General features: G+C 71.7%; 15 protein-coding genes. 9 read left to right on the forward strand and 6 right to left on the reverse strand.

The annotated features are described in order from the left end of the window. The first annotated feature begins 1 nt into the window (after nucleotide 1). On the forward strand, nucleotides 2-1,021 hold the full coding sequence (locus BLV39_RS27555) for a LacI family DNA-binding transcriptional regulator (protein ID WP_090799122.1): 1,020 nt from the start codon (nucleotides 2-4) through the stop codon (nucleotides 1,019-1,021). 47 nt (nucleotides 1,022-1,068) lie between these two features. On the opposite strand, the gene BLV39_RS27560 is transcribed toward BLV39_RS27555, so the two are convergent. Beyond that, complete coding sequence (locus BLV39_RS27560) at nucleotides 1,069-2,214, reverse strand: ROK family protein (RefSeq protein ID WP_090799124.1); 1,146 nt, start codon at nucleotides 2,212-2,214, stop codon at nucleotides 1,069-1,071. Nucleotides 2,215-2,321: 107 nt separating this feature from the next. Here BLV39_RS27560 and BLV39_RS27565 point away from each other — a divergent pair, with 107 nt between their 5' ends. Continuing rightward, nucleotides 2,322-4,811, forward strand: coding sequence for a X2-like carbohydrate binding domain-containing protein (locus BLV39_RS27565; RefSeq protein ID WP_239083445.1), 2,490 nt, complete (start codon nucleotides 2,322-2,324; stop codon nucleotides 4,809-4,811). 131 nt (nucleotides 4,812-4,942) lie between these two features. Next, nucleotides 4,943-6,577 carry a benzoylformate decarboxylase gene (gene mdlC, locus BLV39_RS27570; RefSeq protein WP_090799126.1) on the forward strand — a complete coding sequence of 545 codons (1,635 nt, stop codon included), beginning with the start codon at nucleotides 4,943-4,945 and terminating at the stop codon, nucleotides 6,575-6,577. A 9-nt stretch (nucleotides 6,578-6,586) separates the two neighbouring features. Here the strand turns inward: mdlC and BLV39_RS27575 are convergent, their stop codons facing one another. Further along, nucleotides 6,587-7,165 (reverse strand): dihydrofolate reductase family protein, encoded by a 579-nt coding sequence (locus BLV39_RS27575; protein WP_090799129.1) that lies wholly within the window; start codon nucleotides 7,163-7,165, stop codon nucleotides 6,587-6,589. 126 nt (nucleotides 7,166-7,291) lie between these two features. On the opposite strand from BLV39_RS27575, the gene BLV39_RS27580 reads away from it, so the two are divergent. From BLV39_RS27580 to BLV39_RS27590, 3 genes are read left to right on the forward strand one after another with little or no spacing between them, the layout of a single operon-like run. After that, complete coding sequence (locus tag BLV39_RS27580; protein WP_090799131.1) at nucleotides 7,292-7,618, forward strand: hypothetical protein; 327 nt, start codon at nucleotides 7,292-7,294, stop codon at nucleotides 7,616-7,618. Next, the gene (locus BLV39_RS27585) at nucleotides 7,615-8,742 is read left to right on the forward strand and encodes a PEP/pyruvate-binding domain-containing protein (RefSeq protein WP_239083444.1); all 1,128 of its coding nucleotides are present in this window, start codon (nucleotides 7,615-7,617) and stop codon (nucleotides 8,740-8,742) included. Before BLV39_RS27580 ends, BLV39_RS27585 begins: the two co-directional genes overlap by 4 nt. Further along, a complete protein-coding gene (locus tag BLV39_RS27590) occupies nucleotides 8,742-9,320 on the forward strand; it encodes a hypothetical protein (protein ID WP_090799133.1) in 579 nt (192 codons plus the stop codon). Before BLV39_RS27585 ends, BLV39_RS27590 begins: the two co-directional genes overlap by 1 nt. 53 nt (nucleotides 9,321-9,373) lie before the next feature. Here the strand turns inward: BLV39_RS27590 and BLV39_RS27595 are convergent, their stop codons facing one another. Further along, the gene (locus BLV39_RS27595) at nucleotides 9,374-9,742 is read right to left on the reverse strand and encodes a hypothetical protein (RefSeq protein ID WP_143049905.1); all 369 of its coding nucleotides are present in this window, start codon (nucleotides 9,740-9,742) and stop codon (nucleotides 9,374-9,376) included. Nucleotides 9,743-9,936: 194 nt separating this feature from the next. Here BLV39_RS27595 and thrC point away from each other — a divergent pair, with 194 nt between their 5' ends. From thrC to BLV39_RS27610, 3 genes are read left to right on the forward strand one after another with little or no spacing between them, the layout of a single operon-like run. Continuing rightward, the gene (thrC, locus tag BLV39_RS27600; RefSeq protein ID WP_176985101.1) at nucleotides 9,937-11,124 is read left to right on the forward strand and encodes a threonine synthase; all 1,188 of its coding nucleotides are present in this window, start codon (nucleotides 9,937-9,939) and stop codon (nucleotides 11,122-11,124) included. Next, a complete protein-coding gene (locus tag BLV39_RS27605) occupies nucleotides 11,121-11,807 on the forward strand; it encodes a FadR/GntR family transcriptional regulator (protein ID WP_090799140.1) in 687 nt (228 codons plus the stop codon). Before thrC ends, BLV39_RS27605 begins: the two co-directional genes overlap by 4 nt. After that, the gene (locus BLV39_RS27610; protein WP_090799142.1) at nucleotides 11,804-12,976 is read left to right on the forward strand and encodes a metal-dependent hydrolase family protein; all 1,173 of its coding nucleotides are present in this window, start codon (nucleotides 11,804-11,806) and stop codon (nucleotides 12,974-12,976) included. The genes BLV39_RS27605 and BLV39_RS27610 overlap by 4 nt, the downstream gene beginning before the upstream one ends. On the opposite strand, the gene BLV39_RS27615 is transcribed toward BLV39_RS27610, so the two are convergent. Genes BLV39_RS27615 through BLV39_RS27625 form a run of 3 tightly spaced genes read right to left on the reverse strand, consistent with a single transcriptional unit; the run spans nucleotide 12,933 to nucleotide 18,113 of the window. Further along, complete coding sequence (locus BLV39_RS27615) at nucleotides 12,933-14,525, reverse strand: N-acyl-D-amino-acid deacylase family protein (RefSeq protein ID WP_090799144.1); 1,593 nt, start codon at nucleotides 14,523-14,525, stop codon at nucleotides 12,933-12,935. The genes BLV39_RS27610 and BLV39_RS27615 overlap by 44 nt on opposite strands. Beyond that, nucleotides 14,518-16,812, reverse strand: a complete 2,295-nt coding sequence (locus BLV39_RS27620) for a transketolase-like TK C-terminal-containing protein (protein WP_090799146.1) — start codon at nucleotides 16,810-16,812, stop codon at nucleotides 14,518-14,520. The genes BLV39_RS27615 and BLV39_RS27620 overlap by 8 nt, the downstream gene beginning before the upstream one ends. After that, nucleotides 16,809-18,113: an amidohydrolase gene (locus tag BLV39_RS27625; protein ID WP_090799148.1), complete on the reverse strand. Its 1,305-nt coding sequence runs from the start codon at nucleotides 18,111-18,113 to the stop codon at nucleotides 16,809-16,811. The genes BLV39_RS27620 and BLV39_RS27625 overlap by 4 nt, the downstream gene beginning before the upstream one ends. Between the last annotated feature and the right edge of the window lie 121 nt (nucleotides 18,114-18,234).

Genomic DNA, 18,234 nt, shown 5'->3' on the forward strand with positions numbered 1-18,234 from the left:
TATGGCAGCCACCGGCCGGCCCACCATGGCGGAGATCGCCAGGGAGGCCAATGTCGCGATCTCCACAGTGTCCAAAGTGCTCAACGGCCACACCGACGTGTCGGCGGCCACCCGCAGCCGGGTCGAACGGCTGCTCACGGAGCGGGGCTACCGGCGCCCACGCGCCGTGCGCCGGGCCGGGCGGGGCAGCGACCTGATCGACCTGGTCATCAACGACCTGGAGAGCGTCTGGGGCCTGGAGATCCTCTCCGGGGTCGAGGAGGTCCTGGAAGCGGCGGGCCACGCGCTGGTCGTCTCCACCGTCCACAACCGGCAGTCGCTGACCCGGCGCTGGGTCGACTCGGCCCTGGCCCGCGGCTCACAGGGAGCGATCCTGGTCCTCTCGGAGCTCACCGGCCGGCAACAGGCGGACCTGGACCGGCGCGGCCTCCCGATCGTCGTCGTCGACGGCGTGAGCCAGCCACCACCGGAGGTGGCGTCGATCGGCGCCACCAACTTCGCCGGCGGGTACGCGGCCGCCGAGCACCTGATCAGTCTCGGTCACCGACGGATCGCGGCGATCGGTGGCCCCGAGCGCCTCCAATGCACCAGGGCCCGGATCGCCGGCTACCGGGCGGCGCTGGAGTCGGCCGGCCAACCCGCCGATCGGCAGTTGGTCCGCTACGGCAACTTCATGCACGAGGGCGGCCTGCGCGGCGCGGAGGCACTGCTCTCTCTCCCCGAGCCTCCGACGGCCATCTTCGCGGGCAGCGACCAACAGGCGACGGGCGTCTACGAGGCGGTCCGGCGGGCCGGCCTGACGATCCCCGGCGACATCAGCGTGGTCGGCTTCGACGACCTGAACTTCGCGGAGTGGACCGCTCCCCCGATGACCACGGTCCGGCAGCCGTTGCACGAGATGGGCGTGGCCGCCGCGCGCACGCTGCTGCGCATCGTCAACGGCGAGCGCCTGGAGTCGACGCGGATGGAGTTGGCCACTCATCTCGTCGTACGCGGCAGCACGGCCCCACCGGGCCGGTGACCGCGGCCGGCCTCAGGCGGCGACCAAGGCCTTGACCACGGCCCGCCTCAGGCGGCGACCAGGGCCTTGATGCTCACCGTGGCCGCCCCGCGCGCCCATTGCTCGAACGACAGCGGCCGGATCGAGAGTGGACACTCGGATGCGGCGCCGAACGCCTGGCGTTGGAAGCTGACCCGGATGCGCGGTTCGAACAGGTCATAGGCGGACAGGCCCTCGCCGGAGACGACGATCCGGGCGGGGCCGACCAGGTTCGCGACCGCGGCGATGCCCGCGCCGATCGCGTCCCCGGCCCGGTCGAAGACAGCGCCGATCGGGGCGTCGCCCGCGCGAGCCAGCGCCACGGCGTCCTGGAGGGTGAGCTCCGGCCGGCCGGCGGCCCTGCGGGCCTCCCGGACGATGGCGTCCGCACCCGCGATCGCCTCCACGCACCCGCGGCCCCCGCAGTGGCAGTCGGGGCCGTTGGCGTCGATGCCGATGTGGCCGATCTCGCCGGCCACACCGTGGGCGCCGGAGACGAGCCGGCCGCCGACGACCAGGCCGCAACCGATGCCGGCGCCGACGGTCACGAGCGCGAACGACTCGACGCCCACCCCCTCGCCGAACCAGTGCTCGGCGGTGGTCAGCGCTTTCACGTCGTTCTCCACCGTGACCGTGAGGCCGGTGATCTTCTCGGCCCGCTCGCGCAGCCGCACGTCGCGCCACCGCAGGAACGGTGAGTACCGCACCAGCCCGGTGGAGTAGTCGACGTCGCCGGAGACGGCCAGCCCGAGCCGGTGCGTGCGAGCCCGATAGCCGCCGTCCAGCAGTTCGTCGACGAGCTCGCCGAGCGACGTGAGCACCTGGTCGACGTCGGTCGTGGGTAGCCGGCGGTGCGCCGAGGTCCGGATCTCGGCGCGGAGGTCGCAGACCACGCCGATCAGCTCGTCGCCGGTGATCTTCACACCGACGAAGAACTCGCGGTCCGCGCGCACGGCGAGCGGGCTGGCAGGGCGGCCGGCGCCGGGTCCGGTCCGCTCGGTCGCGGCCAGCTCTTCCAGATAGCCCAGCTCGATCAGCGGCCGCGCCCCTTTGGTCACGGCGGCGGACGACAGGTCGAGGCGACGGGCGAGGGCGACGCGGCTGAGTGGACCCTCGGTCAACACGGCGGTGAACACCGCTGTCGCCGCGGGGGCCAGGTCAGCCTCGTGGAGCATGAGCCGAAATCTAGGGGTAATAATTTCCTTCGTCAAGTATTGATTTCGATGATCAGCCGGACCTACGCTCGCGCCGCCCTGTCTTCGTCCTAACAGGAGGTCCGACCGTGAGGTCACCGCTAGCTCATCCACGCCGGAGACGCACCCGTGCCGCCACTCTGGTCGCCGCGCTGCTCCTGTCCCTGGGCGCGGCCGCCGTGCCGGCGATGGCCGCTCCCGGACCCAAGCCGAGCCCCGCCGCCGGCGCCCCACCCGTCGTCGCGGCCCTGTCCGGCCCGTCGGCCGCGCCGGCCGACGGCCCGGGCGATCCCTGGGCGGTACGGCCGTACATGGGCTGGAGCAGCTACAGCATGCAGGTCTACTCCGGCAACGGTAAGTGGATCACCGCCGACCAACTCGTCACGCAGTCCGACGCGATGAAGGCGAAGCTCCAGAAGTACGGCTACACCCGCATCAACGTGGACGCCGGCTGGAACGACGGCGTCGACGCCAACGGCCGGCCGAAGCCCAGCGCCACGCTCTACCCGCAGGGTCTGCGGAAGGTCATCGACCACGTACACGCCAATGGCCAGAAGTTCGGCCTCTACATGATCCCGGGCGTCGGACCGGAGGTCTACAACGCGAGTCTGCCGATCGCGGGCGCGCCCGGCTGCACGACGCACGACATCGTCGCGCAACCGATCCGGCCCGCCGACTACTGGCACATCGGCTACAAGATGGACTTCGCGAACCCCTGCTCGCAGAAGTACATCGACTCGATCGTCGACCTCTTCGCCCAGTGGGGCGTCGACTTCGTCAAGTTCGACAGCGTCACCCCCGGCTCCGGCGTGTCCGACCTCTCGCTCGACGCTCGCGACGACGTCGCCGCCTGGTCGTCGGCGCTCAAGCGGAACGAGATCTGGTTCGAGCTGTCCTGGGCCGTCGACCCGAAGTACGCCGACTTCTGGCGGTCGAAGGCCAACGGCTGGCGGATCGACTGGGACGTCGAGTGCTACTGCGGCGACGAGGCGCTCACCCAGTGGCAGAACGTCGCCCGGCTCTTTCCGAACCTCGCGACCTGGTGGCGCTACGGCGGGAACGGCGGGTGGAACGACCTCGACTCGCTCAACATCGGCAACGGCACCATGGACGGCCTCACCAAGGACGAGCGGCGGACCGCGATGACGCTGTGGGCGATCTCCGCCGCGCCGCTCTATCTGGGCAACGACATGACCAAGCTGGACGCGTACGGGTTGAGCCTGCTCACAAACCCCGAGGTGATCGCGGTCGACCAGGCCGGCACCCCGGCGCGGCCGGTCAGCACGACGACGCAGCAACCGACCTGGTACACGCTCAACGCCGACGGCAGCTACACCGTCGCGCTGTTCAACCTCGGCCGCGCCGACAAGGACGTCACGGTGAACTGGTCGGACCTCGGCCTGACCGGCGCCGCCACCGTGCGCGACCTGTGGGACCGCAAGAACCTGGGCCGCTTCGCCAACAGCTTCACCGCTCCGGCGGTGCCGATCCACGGCGTACGCCTGCTCAAGGTGACACCCCAGCCGGGCGCCACCGTCGCCGTCAACGACGACGCGCTGCGGGTCGCCTACCAGGGAGAGTGGAGCCGCAACGGCGGGCGCGAGGTCGCTGCCACGGCGCAGCCGCTGACGGTGAACGTGACCGACACCGGCAACCCCACCCCGCCGTCGACGGCCGGACCGGTCCGCACGATCACCCATGACGACACCGACCCCGCCATCGCGTACGTCGGTTCGTGGTCGCAGAGCACGGGCCGCGGGCTCGGTGACTTCAACGACGGCGTGCACTACACCGAACGCAACGGCGACTCGTTCCAGTACACCTTCCAGGGAACAGGCGTCTCGTACCTCACCGAGCTCGACTCCTCCCAGGGCGACGTGGACATCTACCTCGACGGCACGTTTGTGAACACCGTGCACACAGGACGGGAAGAGGGCCAGCCGCGCCTGACGCAGCAGACCGTCTTCACGGTCAACGACCTGTCCGACGGGAGCCACACCCTCACGGCCGTCAAGAAGTCCGGCGCCTTCATGCTCGTGGACCGGATCGACGTGCTCCAGCCGAGCCTGCTCGACCCACCGGCGGCGTCGTTCGACCGCAAGGCGCCGTCGGACGTACAGGTGAAGCTCCAGCGGGACGGCACCGAGTTCATCGGCGTCGCCCGCGACGGCACCGCACTCGAGCGGGGCAGGGACTACACCGTGTCGGGGTCAACGGTGACCCTGCGCTCGGCCTACCTGGCCGGCCTTCCGCTGGGCGCGGCGCGACTGGACTTCGCGTTCCGCGGCGACCAGTTGGACGACGTCCACGCCACGGCCCACAACGGCGACTCGGTCTCGTACACGTTCACCGGCACCGCCGTCGACTGGATCACCGCCACCGCACCGGACCAGGGGCTGGCCGACATCTACATCGACGGCAAGCTGACCGGACGCGTGGACCTCCACGGCGCGGCCCGCGCGACCCAGCAGAAGGCGTTCACCGTCTCGGGCCTGCCGAACAAGCAACACACCTTCAAGGCGGTCAAGGTGTCGGGCGACCTCATGCGCACCGACGTCATCCGCTACACCGTTCGCTGACGGGAGCACCACGCCGCCCCGGCCGTCGGGGCGGCGTGGTCGTCCGATAGCTCGAAAACGCGAAATGCGCGGGGGACGCGGCGTTAGCGTGGTTGCTTGCCCGACGACCCTGGTCCGAGGGGGCTGATCACGTGACCACCAAGACCACCGTGCACAACGTCGCCTATGACCTGCTCCGGGAGCTGGGCCTCACGACGATCTTCGGCAATCCGGGCTCGACCGAGGAGACCTTCCTGTCGGACTTCCCGGACGACTTCACCTACGTCCTGGCGCTGCAGGAGGCGTCCGCGGTCGCCATGGCCGACGGGTTCGCCCAGGCCACCCGCCGGCCGACGCTGGTGAACCTGCACTCGCACGCCGGTCTGGGCAACGGCATGGGCAACATCGTCAACGCCAGTCAGGCCCACACCCCGCTGATCGTGATGGTCGGCAACCAGCACCGCGAGATGATGATCGGCGACCCGTACCTGAGCAATCCGGATGCCCCGGTCACGCCACGCCCGTGGGTGAAGTGGGCTTACGAGCCTTACCGGGCCGAAGACGTACCCGCGGCGTTGATGCGGGCCTTCGTCACCGCCTCTCAACCTCCCGCCGGACCGGTGTTCCTGTCCGTCCCGCTCGACGACTGGAACCGTCCGCTGGAGGGCCCGGCCGTCCGCCGGCAGTCCAGCACGAGCTTCGCGCCCGAGACCGAGCGGCTGCGGCACTTCGCCGACCGGATCGCGGACAGCGACAACCCGGCCCTGGTCTTCGGCCCGGACGTGGACCGCGCCGAGGGCTGGGACGCGGCCGTCGCCCTCGCGGAGAAGACCAACGCCGGGGTGTACGGGACACCGCTGCCGGACCGGGTCTCGTTCCCCGAGGACCATCCGCTCTACCAGGGCCCGATCGGTGAGTCCCTCAAGTCGATCAGCACCACCCTGGCCGGCCACGACCTGGTCGTCGTCATCGGCGCCCAGGTCTTCCGCTACTACGCCTTCGAGGAAGGCGACGTGCTGGAACCGGGCACCGACCTGCTGCACATCACGCACGATCCGCATGTGGCCGCCGCCGCGCGGGTCGGCGACAGCATCCTCGGCGAACTGCGCCAGTCGACCGAGCTGCTCACCGAGATGATCTCCGCCAACGGCCGCAAGGCTCCGGCGCCGATGGACCGCACGCACACCAAGGTGCCGAAGGCGGAGAGCGGACCCCTGACACCCGACCAGGTGTACGCGGCCCTCGCCGACGTCCGGCCCGAGCACGCCGTGCTGGTCAACGAGTCCACCTCGACCATGCCCCAGCACCAGGAGTGGCTGCCCACCGTCGAGCCGGACTCCAACTACGCCACCCCGGCCGGCGGAATCGGCTGGGCCCTGCCGGCCTCGGTCGGCATCGCCCTGGGCAACCGCGACCGCGGCGACACCCGCCCGGTGATCGGGCTGATCGGCGACGGCTCCTTCCAGTACTCGATCCAGTCGCTGTGGTCGGCCGCGCAGCACAAGCTGCCAAACGTGTACGTCGCGATGCGCAACGGCGAGTACGCGGTCCTCAAGGAGTTCGGCCAGATCGAGCACACGCCCGGCGTACCCGGCCTCGAACTGCCCGGTCTGGACATCGCGTCCATCGCGCGGGGCTTCGGTTGCGCCGCTGTGGACGTCAGCACCACCGAGGAGCTCAAGCGCGAGTTCACCGCGGCTCTCGACAAGACCTCGGGCGGACCCACCGTCATCGTGGTGACCACCCGACCGGACTACGGCAACCATGCCGCAGGACCCGGTGGGTGACCGACGGCCTCAGGCGTGCAGGGTGGGCCGGTAGATCAGCTCTTGGGTGCGACCGTCGAGCGTACGGGTCTCGATCAGGTCCAGGTCGAAGTCGGCCGCGCCCTCGAAGATCGCGTCCGCCCCGGTCTGGCCCGTGACGACGGGGAACAGTGTCACCTGGACGCGGTCGACCAGGCCGGCGGCCAGCAACGCCCGGTTCATCGACAAGCTGCCGTGCGAGCGCAACGGCACCTCGGACTCCTCCTTGAGCCGCGCGACGACGTCGACCGCGTCGCCGCTGAGCACGGTCGCGTCGGGCCAGTCGAGCGGGCCGTGCAGCGTGTTCGAGACCACCGTTGCCGGCAGGCCGCGCATCCGGGTCACCCACGGGTCGCGGACCTCGGACTCCTCGGTGCTCGCGGCCAGCAACTGCGCGAACACCCGGTACGTGTTGGCCCCGAAGACCATCCGCTGCGGCTGGCTGTACAGGTCGAGGCGGTGCTCGAGCAGCTCGGGACCCTGCTTGCCCCAGTAGCCACCCCAGTCGCCCCCAGCGGCTCCGTAGCCGTCAAGACTGGAAAAGACGTCGAAGGTGTAGGTAGCGGTCACGATGATCTCCTCGGCAACGGTGGCTAGCTCTCGTTACTACTACGAACGACTCAGCCCCGATCCGACACCGGCGACTGCTTCAACAGTTTGTTGACAAACAGATTGTTGAAGACCACGCTAGGCGCCGTGTACGAGGACGAACTGCCGCGGCTGCCGTGGCTCGCCGAGGGCCAACCGCATGACGCGTTCACCCTGATCCGCCAGGCACTGTGGCGGGCCAACACCGACCGCGCCGCGCTGGAGTTGCCCGACGACCTGCTGGCCGCGATCTCGCTGCTCGCGTCGGCCCGGGCCGAGCTCGACCAGCTCGAGGCGGGACTGCTGTTCGTCGCCCGCGCCGAGGGACTCACCTGGGCCCAGATCGCGCAGTCCTTGTCGCTGCGGACCGCCCAGGCGGCGCAGCAGCGGCACGAACGGGTCCTGGCCCGGCTCGACGAGGAAACCGGCACGTGACCGTCGTTCCGTTGGCCGACGCCGGCCCCACGTGCGGCGGCAAGGCGCACGGGCTCGCCGTCCTGATGCGCGCGGGCCTACCCGTTCCGGACGGGTTCGTCGTCGTGGACCCGGCCGACGATCCGGCCGAGATCGCGGCGCACCTCGGTCGGCTACGCGGCCCGGCCGTCGCGGTGCGCTCGTCGGGACTGGCCGAGGACTCCGCGGCGGCCTCCTTCGCCGGCCAGCTCGAGACGGTCCTCGGCGCGCGATCGCCCGCCGAGGTGCTGACCGCGATCCGGCGCTGCGCGGCCTCGGCCGGGTCCGACCGGGTGCGCGGCTACCGGAGCCGCCTCGGCCTCGACGACGAGGACGCCGTGTCGGTGATCGTCCAGGAGCTCGTCGCGGCCGACCGGGCGGGCGTGCTGTTCACCCGCGACCCGCGCACCGGCGCCGACGCGGTGGTGATCAACGCGTCCTGGGGGCTGGGCGAGTCCGTGGTCTCCGGTGCGGTGGCGCCCGACGAAGCCGTCGTGACCGCGCCGGCGGACACCGTGCGGGTCGTCGTCGGGGCCAAACAGACCCGGCTCGACCTGACCGCGGACGGCCTCGCACGCACACCCGTACCCCCGACGGACCGGACCCGTCCCTGCCTGACGCCGGATGAGGTCCACCGGCTCGTCGCGCTCGGTCGACGATGCGCGGAGCTCGCGGGCCGTCCGCAGGACGTCGAGTGGGCCATCGACGGCGACCGGATCTGGCTGCTCCAGTCACGGCCGATCACGACCCTCGGAGGGCCGGTGGGCAGAGCTCTCGCGTCGCCATTGGTCACCGGCGCGCCGGGTGGCTCCGGTCGAGCGACGGGACCCGCGCGCCTCGTGCGATCCGTCGACGACTTCGCCCGTGTCCAGCCCGGCGACGTCCTGGTGTGCCGGACGACCGATCCGGCCTGGACCCCGCTGTTCCGCCTCGCCGCCGCCGTCGTCACCGAAAGCGGCGGCGTCCTCAGCCACGCCGCCATCGTCGCCCGGGAGTTCGGCCTCCCCGCCGTCGTGGGCGCCGACCAGGCGATGGCCAAGCTGACCGACGGCACACCGATCACCGTCGACGGCTTTGCCGGCACCATCACCGAAGGATCACACTGATGGCCCACCTATCCCCGGTCGACCTGCTCGTGCTCCACGCGGTGCGGCTCAACGGGTTCGCCGGCACCGCCGCCGTCGCCGCCCGGTTCGACCTCGACGCCGACCAGACCCGCGAGGACCTCCTAGACGCTGAGGCGTACGGCCGGGTCAGCCGATCGGCGTTCACCGACCTCGGTGGATGGTCACTCACCCAGGCCGGGTACCGGCACAACGAGGCGCAACTCCGCGACGAGCTCGACCACACCGGCGCCCGCGGGACCGTCACCGCCGCGCATGAGCAGTTCCTGCCACTCAACGCCCGAGCGTCCCAGGTCTTCACGACGTGGCAGTTGGACGCCGGCGATCCCGCTGACACCTTGCACCAGCTCGCCCGCCTCGCCGACCGACTGCACCACCTCGAACGGCTCGTCGCCGCGCGGCTGAGCCGGTTCGCCGGCTATCACGCCCGGTTCACCGCGGCACTGGTCCAGGCCGTCGACGACCCAGCCTGGATCACCGGCGTCGAGGTCGACTCGTGCCACAAGGTCTGGTTCGAGCTCCACGAGGACCTCATCGCCACGCTCGGTATCAGCAGATAGCAACGCGCCGGCGGCGGGAGCGCGGAACCGCCCCCGCCACCGTTACCGCCGATCTACGTGTACACGAGCGGCGACGCGACGTGCACCGTGCTGCCGCTGACCGTGGTCTTCGCCGTGGTCATGTAGTACGAGTTCACGTACCGCACGCTGACGCAGTAGCGCTTGTAGGTCTGTCCGGCCCCGATCGTCGCCGAGTACGTGCCGCACGGGTAGTTGAGGCCCTTGACGTATTGGTAGATGCCATACGTCAGCGACTTGGAGGAGGTGGACCTGTTCTGGATCTGGATCTCGTGCCACATGTCGCCCTGCGGGGTGTCGTCGATGCAGGCCCGGAACTGGAACGAGCCGTTGACCTCCCACGAACCACATTGGAAGGCGATGGCCTGGGCCGCCGAGGGCACGGCGACAGCTCCCACGATCATCGTCATGACCATGGCGAGGCGGACAGCCAGCCGTCTTACTGACATGCAATCTCCAGGGCGTTCGGGGTGACAGAGGGTGGCTGCGTCCTTGCAGCGGCCATCAGTGTGAATATCTCGTGATCGTTAAGCAAGAGCAATTTTGCCAAAGAGCAAAGGTCTTGACGTTTGCTCGATCGCGAGCGTTCAATGGATCGGTGACCGATCTCCTCCCGGTCGGACTGCGGTGCGTGCTCTGCGCGCGACCGCATCCCTCCACAGTCGACGCTCACGTCTGCCCGGCGCACGAAGGGCTCGACGGCATCCTCGACGTCGTCGTCGAGAGCACGCGGCGCGGCGACGGCGACGACCCGCTCGACCTCTACCGGGCGCAGCTTCCGCTGCCGGCCGCGCCGCGGGCATTGCCCGCCGGCTACCTGCGTGCCACGCCGCTGCTGCCCGCCCCACGGCTCGCCGCCGCGCTCGGGGTCGGCGAACTGCTCATCAAGGACGAGAGTCGCAACCCCACCGGGTCGCTCAAGGACCGGTCGTCAGCGCTGGCCGTCGAGCTCGCGGTGTACGGCGGGTTCACCGACGTCGCGTGCGCGTCGACCGGCAACGCGGCGTCCAGTCTGGCCGGCGCCTGTGCCGTGGCCGGACTGACGGCGCGCATCTTCGTGCCCGTGGGCACGCCGGCCGGCAAGCTCGCCCAACTCGCCGCGTTCGGTGCCCGGGTCATGCTCGTCCGCGGGAGCTATGACGACGCCTATTACCTGTGCGAGGACGCGGCGAAGGAGTTCGGGTGGTACGACCGCAACTGCGCCGTCAACCCGTACCTCATGGAAGGCAAGAAGACCTGCGGGCTCGAGCTGGCCGACGAGCTCGGCGACGCGCCCGCCGACTGGGTGAGTGTTGCCGTCGGTGACGGCTGCACGGTGGCTGCGATCGGCAAGGGGCTCGCCGAAGGCGGGCATGGCACGACGACCAGGCTGCTTGCGGTGCAGCCGGCGGGCGCCGCGCCGATCGTCGACGCGTTCGCCGCCGGCCGCGAGCGGATCGAGCCCGTCCGGGCGCACACCGTGGCCGACTCGGTCTCGGTCGGGCGACCGCGCAACGCCGTCAAGGCGCTGCGGGCCGTGCGGGCCAGCGGCGGGGCCTTCCGTTCCGTTGATGACGCGGCGATCCTCGACGCGGTCCGGCTGCTCGGTGAGCACGCCGGCGTGTTCGCCGAGCCGGGCGCGGCGGCCGGCATCGCGGCGATCCGCCAGGCCCGTGCCGACGGGTTGATCGGGCCGCACGACCGCGTCGTGCATGTCGTCACCGGCAGCGGGCTGAAGACCGCCAGCGCCGCTCCGGCATACCCGGAGATCGAGCCGACCCTCGACGCAGTGCGCGCCGCCGCGTGACCGAGCAACCGTTCGTCCCGGTCCGCGGCGGGCGGCTCTACGAGGACGTCGTCGACCAGATCACGTACGCGATAAGGCGGGGTCGCTTCGTGGCTGGTGACCGCTTGCCGGGCATCGACGACCTGGCCACGATGCTGGGCACCAGCCGGCCCACCGTGCGCGAGGCGGTCGGCCTGCTCGCCGGCGCCGGCGTGCTGCGGGTGACCCGCGGGCACACCGGCGGCATCGAGGTGGCCAGCTCGATCGTGCCGCCCGGCGTCCTGGCGTTGGGGCGTGCCGGGCAGCGGGCCACGCTCGCCGAGCTGACCGAGGCGCGCCGGCCGGTCGAGCAGGAGCTCGCCCGGCTCGCCGGGCAGCGGGCGACCGAGGAGAACTTCGCCGCGCTGGCCGCGGCGATCGACCTGCTGGCACCCGCGCGCGGCAAGCCCGCCGAGTGGGTGCACGCCAACGACCTGTTCCACTACGAGATCGCCCGGGCGGCGCACAGCCCGCGGCTCGCCCGCTACTCCCACGAGCTCATGGAGGAGCTGGCGATCCTGCTGGACGGCTTCGACGAGCAGTACACCGACTACGCGCACACCGTGCACATCCACCAGGAGACGCTGCGCGCCCTGCGCGGCCGGGACCCCGGGCGGATCGCCGCGGTGATGGACGACCATCTCGGCGAGCTGGAGGACACATGACCACGATCGTCGGCGCGCGCGTGTTCGACGCCGTCAGCGGCCGCACCGTCGAGACCACCGTGACGATCCACGATGGACTCGTGCACGCTCTCGGGCAGGAGCCGGACGACACCGTGCTCGACGGCACGGGGGCGACGCTGTTGCCCGGCCTGATCGACTGCCACACCCACCTGTGCGCCACCGCGACGCCCGACATCATCGCCCAGATGACCGGCGACAGCCCGACCCGCGCGACCCTGCACGCGGCCCGCAACGCGCGCGCCCACCTTAATGCGGGCGTGACGACGGTACGCGACTGCGGCGCCCTGCACGGCATCGCCATCGAGCTGGCCCGGGCGATCGACGACGGCCTGGTCGAGGGCGCGCGCGTGCAGGCGGCGGGTCTCGTCATCACGATGACCGGCGGCCACGGCCACTTCCTCGGCCGTGAGGTCGACGGTGTCGACGAGGTGCGCAAGGCGACCCGGCAGGCGGCCAAGGAGGGCGCGGGCTTCGTCAAGGTGATGTCGACCGGCGGCCTGCTCACACCCGGCGTCACCGCCGGACGCACCGCGTTCGCGCCCGACGAGCTGAAGGTGCTGGTCTACGAGGCGCACAACGCGGGCCTGCGGGTGGCGACGCACGCGATCGGCAACGAAGGCATCAAGAACGCCCTGCGGGCCGGTGTCGACTCGGTCGAGCACGGCTTCTATCTCGACGACGAGGCCATCGAGCTGCTGCTCGCCCGCGACGACGTCTACCTCGTGCCGACGCTGGCGGGGGTGGAGTGCGCGCTCGCGCACGGCGACGAGCTCGCGCCGTGGCTGCGGGCCAAGTCCCGGGCCGTCGTCGAGGACCGGGCGGAGAGCTTCCGCCGCGCATACGAGGCCGGCGTCAAGTTCGCCGCGGGTACGGACGCGGGCACCCCGTTCAACCGGCACGGCGGCCTGCGCGAGGAGCTCGCGCTGATGGCGGACATCGGCCTCTCCCCCGGCGAGGCGCTCATCGCGGCCACCCGCCATGCCGCGGCCAACCTGGGCCTGACCGACCGGATCGGCACGATCGAGGTGGGCAAGGTCGCCGACCTGATCCTGGTCGAGGGCGACCCACTGACCGACCTGGGCGCGCTGCGCAAGGTGCGCCAGGTCATCCAGGCCGGTGTCCCACGACCCCCGGCAGTGCCCCGGTGAGCCGGCCGGCCGCCACCACGGCCGTGCCGTTGACCAGCACCTCGTCGATGCCGGACGGCACGGCGATCAGCGCGTCCTCGCGCACGGCCGTGCCGACCCGGGCCGGGTCGAACACCACGACGTCGGCGCGGTAGCCCGGGGCGAGGACACCGCGATCATCGAGCCCGATCTGGGCCGCGGGTTCCGCCGTCATCCGGGCGACCGCCTCGGCGAGCGGCACCAGGCCCTCGTCGCGGACGAAGCGGGCGAGCATCTCCGGCACGTAGCCCCAGTCCGAGGCGCACATCGCGTGGCCGGCCAGCGGGCCGTCCAGCGCGCCGGTCAGGCCGTCGCCCATGATAAGGAAGTCCGGCTGCGTCAGGGCCCAGCGCAGGTCGTCGTCGGCGAAGACCGGCTCGACCACCACCGCGTCGTAGAAGTCGTCGCCGGCGCGGCGCAGGATGGCCAGGACCACCTCGGGCAAGGACAGGTCCCATTCGACGGCGAGGTCGCCGAGCGTACGGCCGACCAGAGTGCCGTCGCCGCCGTCGGAGGCGATGTGGCAGGCCGCCGCCTCGCCGCCCGCCAGCGCGTCGACGAAACGCTGGTCGAGCGTCTCGAGCAGGCTGAAGTCGGCGAGCCGGCGGGCCACCTCGCGGCGCGGCGCGTCGCGCAGGGACATCGGCACCACGAAGGTCGGCAGGGGCGTCGGGCCGTGCGTGAACGGGAAGACGTCGAGGCGCGCCCGGGTGGGGCAGGCACGGACCAGGTCCACGGCCTCGTAGTAAAACGAACGCTCGTTCATTGTGGGGCGTCGCACGAAGTGCGAAAGCTGCAACCGACACCCCGTCCGCGAGGCCACCGCCACCGCTTCAGCCGCGGCCGCCACGATCGCATCTGTCCGGTTGCGACAGTGCGACGCGTAAAGACCGCCGCGCTCACCGACTGGGCCGGCCACCGCGATCAGCTCCGCCGTGTCGGCCGCCAGACCGGGCGCGTACTCCAGCCCCGTCGACAGCCCGACCGCCCCTGCGTCCAGAGCCTCTCCGACCAGCCCGCGCAACCGGGAGAGCTCGGCCTCGGACAGCGGACGGGTCTCGAAGCCCGCCACCGCCAACCGCAGCGCGCCGTGCGCGACGAGCGGGAACACGTTGACCCCGACACCCTGGCTCCGCAGTGCGTCCAGGTATTCCGGGAACGTCCGCCAGCTCTGCGCCGAGTCCCAGGCGGCACGCCAACCCGGGATGTTCGTCGGCACCAACGCCGCGGACCGGTCGGTCACCGGCGCCACGCCGTGGCCGCAGTTGCCCGTCACCACCGTCGTGATGCCCTGCGCCACGCTGCTCTGCGCCCGGCCGTCCACGGCGAGCGTGAAGTCCGCATGCGAGTGGATGTCGACGAATCCCGGGCTGACCACCTTGCCCGAGACATCGAGCACCCGCTGCCCCGTCAGCGTTCCTGGCGCGCCTACGGCGTCGATCCGGCCGTCGGAGACAGTCACGTCGGCGGCCACCGGCGGACCGCCGCGACCGTCCACGACGGTGCCGCCGGCCAGCAGCAGCTCAGCCACGCAGCGCCACCGCCGACAGCGCGGCGTTGACGATCGCGCCCGGCTCCAGGTCGTGCAGCGCGTAGAGGTCGGCGACGCTGCCCGACTGGCCGAAGCCGTCCACCCCGAGCGGCAGGCACGGCACGCCGATCGCCGAGCCCAGCCAGGCCATCGCGTGCGAGGCCGCGTCGTGCACGGTCACCAGCGGCACGCCGGGCGCGAACGCGGTGCGCAGCGCGCCGGGCAGGGCGGGCACCCGCGCCGACCGGATGCCCGCGCGCACCGCGGCCTGCCAGTCCGCGTAGAGCCGGTCCAGCGAGGTCACGTCGACGACGTGGGTGGCGACGCCCTCCTCGGCCAGTTCCTCCGCGGCCGCGAGCACCTCGGGCAGCACGGCCCCGCTGGCGGCGAGCTGGACCGCGGCCGGCCCGCCGGCGTCGCGCAGCCGGTAAGCACCGGCCAGCACCTGCCGCCGCAGCACCACGTCGCCCAGTCGCGCCCGGGCGGCCTCGAAGGGCGCCTGGTCGATCGGCCGGGTGGTGAGCCGGAAGTAGAAGGCGCCCCGGCCGGCGGCGACCTCGCCCAGCGCGGCGCAGAGTTGCCAGTCGAGCGCGGCGCCGTACGCGGGCTCCGCGAACGTCACCCCCGGCAGCTCCAACCCAACGGAGGCGGTCAGCGTCGACTGGTGCGCACCGCCCTCCGGCGCCAGCGTGACACCCGACGGCGTGCCGGCGACGACGAAGCTGGCACCGCTGTAGGTCGCGTAGATGAACGCGTCGAGCCCCCGCAGCACGAACGGGTCGTACACCGTGCCGACGGGCAGCAGCGGCTGGCCCGACAGGTCCCCGGCCAAGCCGAGCTGGCCGAGCAGCATGAACAGGTTCATCTCGGAGATGCCGAGCTCGATGTGCTGCCCCTGTGGGCCCTCCACCCAGCGCAGCACCGGGTCGGTGGACCACGTCGTACGCGCGTCCGGAGCGAAGATGCCCGTGCGGTTGATGAAGCCCGCGAGGTTGGTCGACGTGGCCACGTCGGGTGCCGTGGTGACCAGGTAGGGCGCCACCGCCGGGTCCCGGGCCAGGTCGCTCAGCACCCGCCCGAACGTCTCCTGTGTGGACGCCCGCGCGCCCACGCGAACGCCGGAGCGCGCGGGCACCACGGGCCGCTTCGGCGCGGGCTCAACCGACCTGGCGAGAGCAGCCCGCCGGGCTGACACCAGCGCGCCCGCGGGGGTCGCGGGGTCGATCAGGTCCCACTCGGTGTCGGCCGTCAGCCCGCTCGCGATCCGCAGCGTGTCGATCTGCTCGCCGGTCAGCAGCGCCGAGTGGTTCCGGGGATGGCCGGCGGCCGGCAGATGCCAACCCTTCACCGTGTACGCGAGCACGACGCTCGGCCGGTCCGTCACGCGGTCGCACTCTTCGAATGCGGCCAGGAGCGCGGCGACGTCGTGGCCGCCCAGGTCCTGCAGCAGCGCGGCCAACTCGTCGTCCGGAACGTCCGCGACGGCCGCCACCACCGGCTCCGGCGCCCCATCGAGGAACTGTTTGCGCAGCGGCTCGCCGGTCAGGGCGAACAGCGACTGATAGTGCTCGTTGGGCATCCGGTCGAGCCAGTCCCGAAGCTGCGACCCGCCCGCGCGGTCGAACGCCGCCCGCAGCTTCGAGCCGTACTTGACCTCGACCACGTGCCACCCGGCCGCGGCGAACTGCCCCGCCCACTGCGCCACCCGGATGCCCGGCACGACCCGGTCGAGCGACTGCCGGTTGAGGTCGACCACCCACATGACGTTGCCGAGGCCGGCGGTCGCGGGATCCGCCACCGCCTCCCAGACGCTGCCCTCGTCGAGCTCCGCGTCGCCCAGGACGGCCACGAACCGGCTGGCGTCGCGCGGTCCGAAGTGCGCGTCCACGTAGCGCCGGGTCGCGGCGGCGAACAGCGGTGCGGCGGCACCCAGCCCCACGGACCCGGTGGAGAAGTCGACACCGTCGGGATCCTTGGTGCGCGACGGGTACGCCTGCAGCCCGCCCTTGGCCCGCAACCGCGTCAGGTAGGACCGGTCCAGGTTGCCGAGCAGGTAGGTGATCGCGTGGAACACCGGCGCCGCGTGCGGCTTGACCGAGACCCGGTCACCGGCCCGCAGGTGCCCGAAGTAGAGGGCGGTCAGCACCGACACGAGCGACGCCGACGACGCCTGGTGGCCGCCGACCTTCACCCCGTCGCCGGTGTCGCGCTCGCGGTTGGCGGCGTCCACCATCCGCACCGCGAGCCAGAGCACCCGCCGTTCGATCTCCCGCAACTCTGCACTCATGCCGGCCGCCCCGGCAGGAACGCCAGCGCGGCAGCGACCAGCGTCTCGACGCCGCGGCGTAGCGTGGGCAGCCGGTCCGGCGCGTAGAACGGCGTGTGCTGGCCCGGCATCCGGGCCATCCGCTCGCGCAGCTCGCCGGTCTCCGCGTCCCACAGGGCCGCCTCGGTGCTGCCGTAGAACCACATCGTGGCCGGGATCCGCCGCCCGCGATGGGACGCGTAGTAGGCGAAGTCCTCGCTGCCCTTGTTGGCCTCGGGCAGGTCGATGACGTCAGCCGCACCGAACAGCTCGGCGTGGACGGCGCGGACGCGGGCCGTCACGGCCTCGTCGTTGTCGACCGCGATCGTGTGCTCGCACAGCTCGATCTCGGGCGGTCGAGGTGACCGGCCGGTCGCGGCCACGCCGTTCACGATCCGCTCCATGGCGGCCTGGAGCACGTCGATGACGGGCTCGCTGGTGGCCCGCAGCGTCACCTCGAGCACCGCCTCGGGCGGAATGATGTTGGGCCGGGTCCCGGCGTGCACCGAACCCACGGTCAGCACGGTCATCTCGTCAGGATCGACCTCGCGGGCCACGATGCCCTGGAGCAACACGATGGTCTGCGCGGCCAGCAGCACCGGGTCGACCGACCAGTGGGGCGCCGCGCCGTGCGCGCCGCGCCCGTGGATGGTGATCCGGAAGTTCCGGCAGGCCGAGTAGGCGATCCCGGGCTTGTGGTGCACCATCCCGGTGCGGGTGATCGCGCAGTGCTGGGCCAGCACCACGTCCGGCCGCGGGAAGCGGTCGAAGAGCCCGTCGCCCAGCATCGCCTTGGCGCCCTGCATCGTCTCCTCGGCGGGCTGCGCGATCAGCAGCAGCGTGCCGCGCCACCGGTCGCGCTGCGCGACCAGCAGCCGGGCGGCGCCGACCAGGCTCGCCGTGTGCAGGTCGTGGCCACAGGCGTGCATGACCGGCACGGTCGTCCCGTCGGGTCGGATGCCGGTGGCGGTGCTCGCGTACGGCAGGCCGGTGTCCTCGGCGATCGGCAGCGCGTCGAAGTCGGCGCGGATCGCGACGACCGGCCCGGGGCCGTTGGCCAGCACGCCGACGACGCCGAGACCGCCGACGCCGGCCGTCACCTCGAGACCGGCGGCGTCGTAGTGCGCGGCGATGACGCCGGCTGTGCGGACCTCGGCGCCGGACAGCTCGGGGTGGGTGTGCAGGTCCTGGTAGAGGGCGTCGACCTCGGGCAGCAGCCCGTCGAGGCCGGCGAGGACCGTCCGGGCCAGGCCGGCGGCCTCCTGTGCTGAGTCGGTGGCCATCGGGTGCCTCCCCTGTGGAACGAGTTCGATCGACAGCCTAGCTTTCGCTCTCGGGCGTACTCAAGGAAATGATCGCTTATTTTCGAAACTCTATTGACTAGTCGAACACCCGAGCCCGATG

This window comes from Asanoa ishikariensis (assembly GCF_900107455.1).
Classification (GTDB): Bacteria; Actinomycetota; Actinomycetes; order Mycobacteriales; family Micromonosporaceae; genus Asanoa; species Asanoa ishikariensis.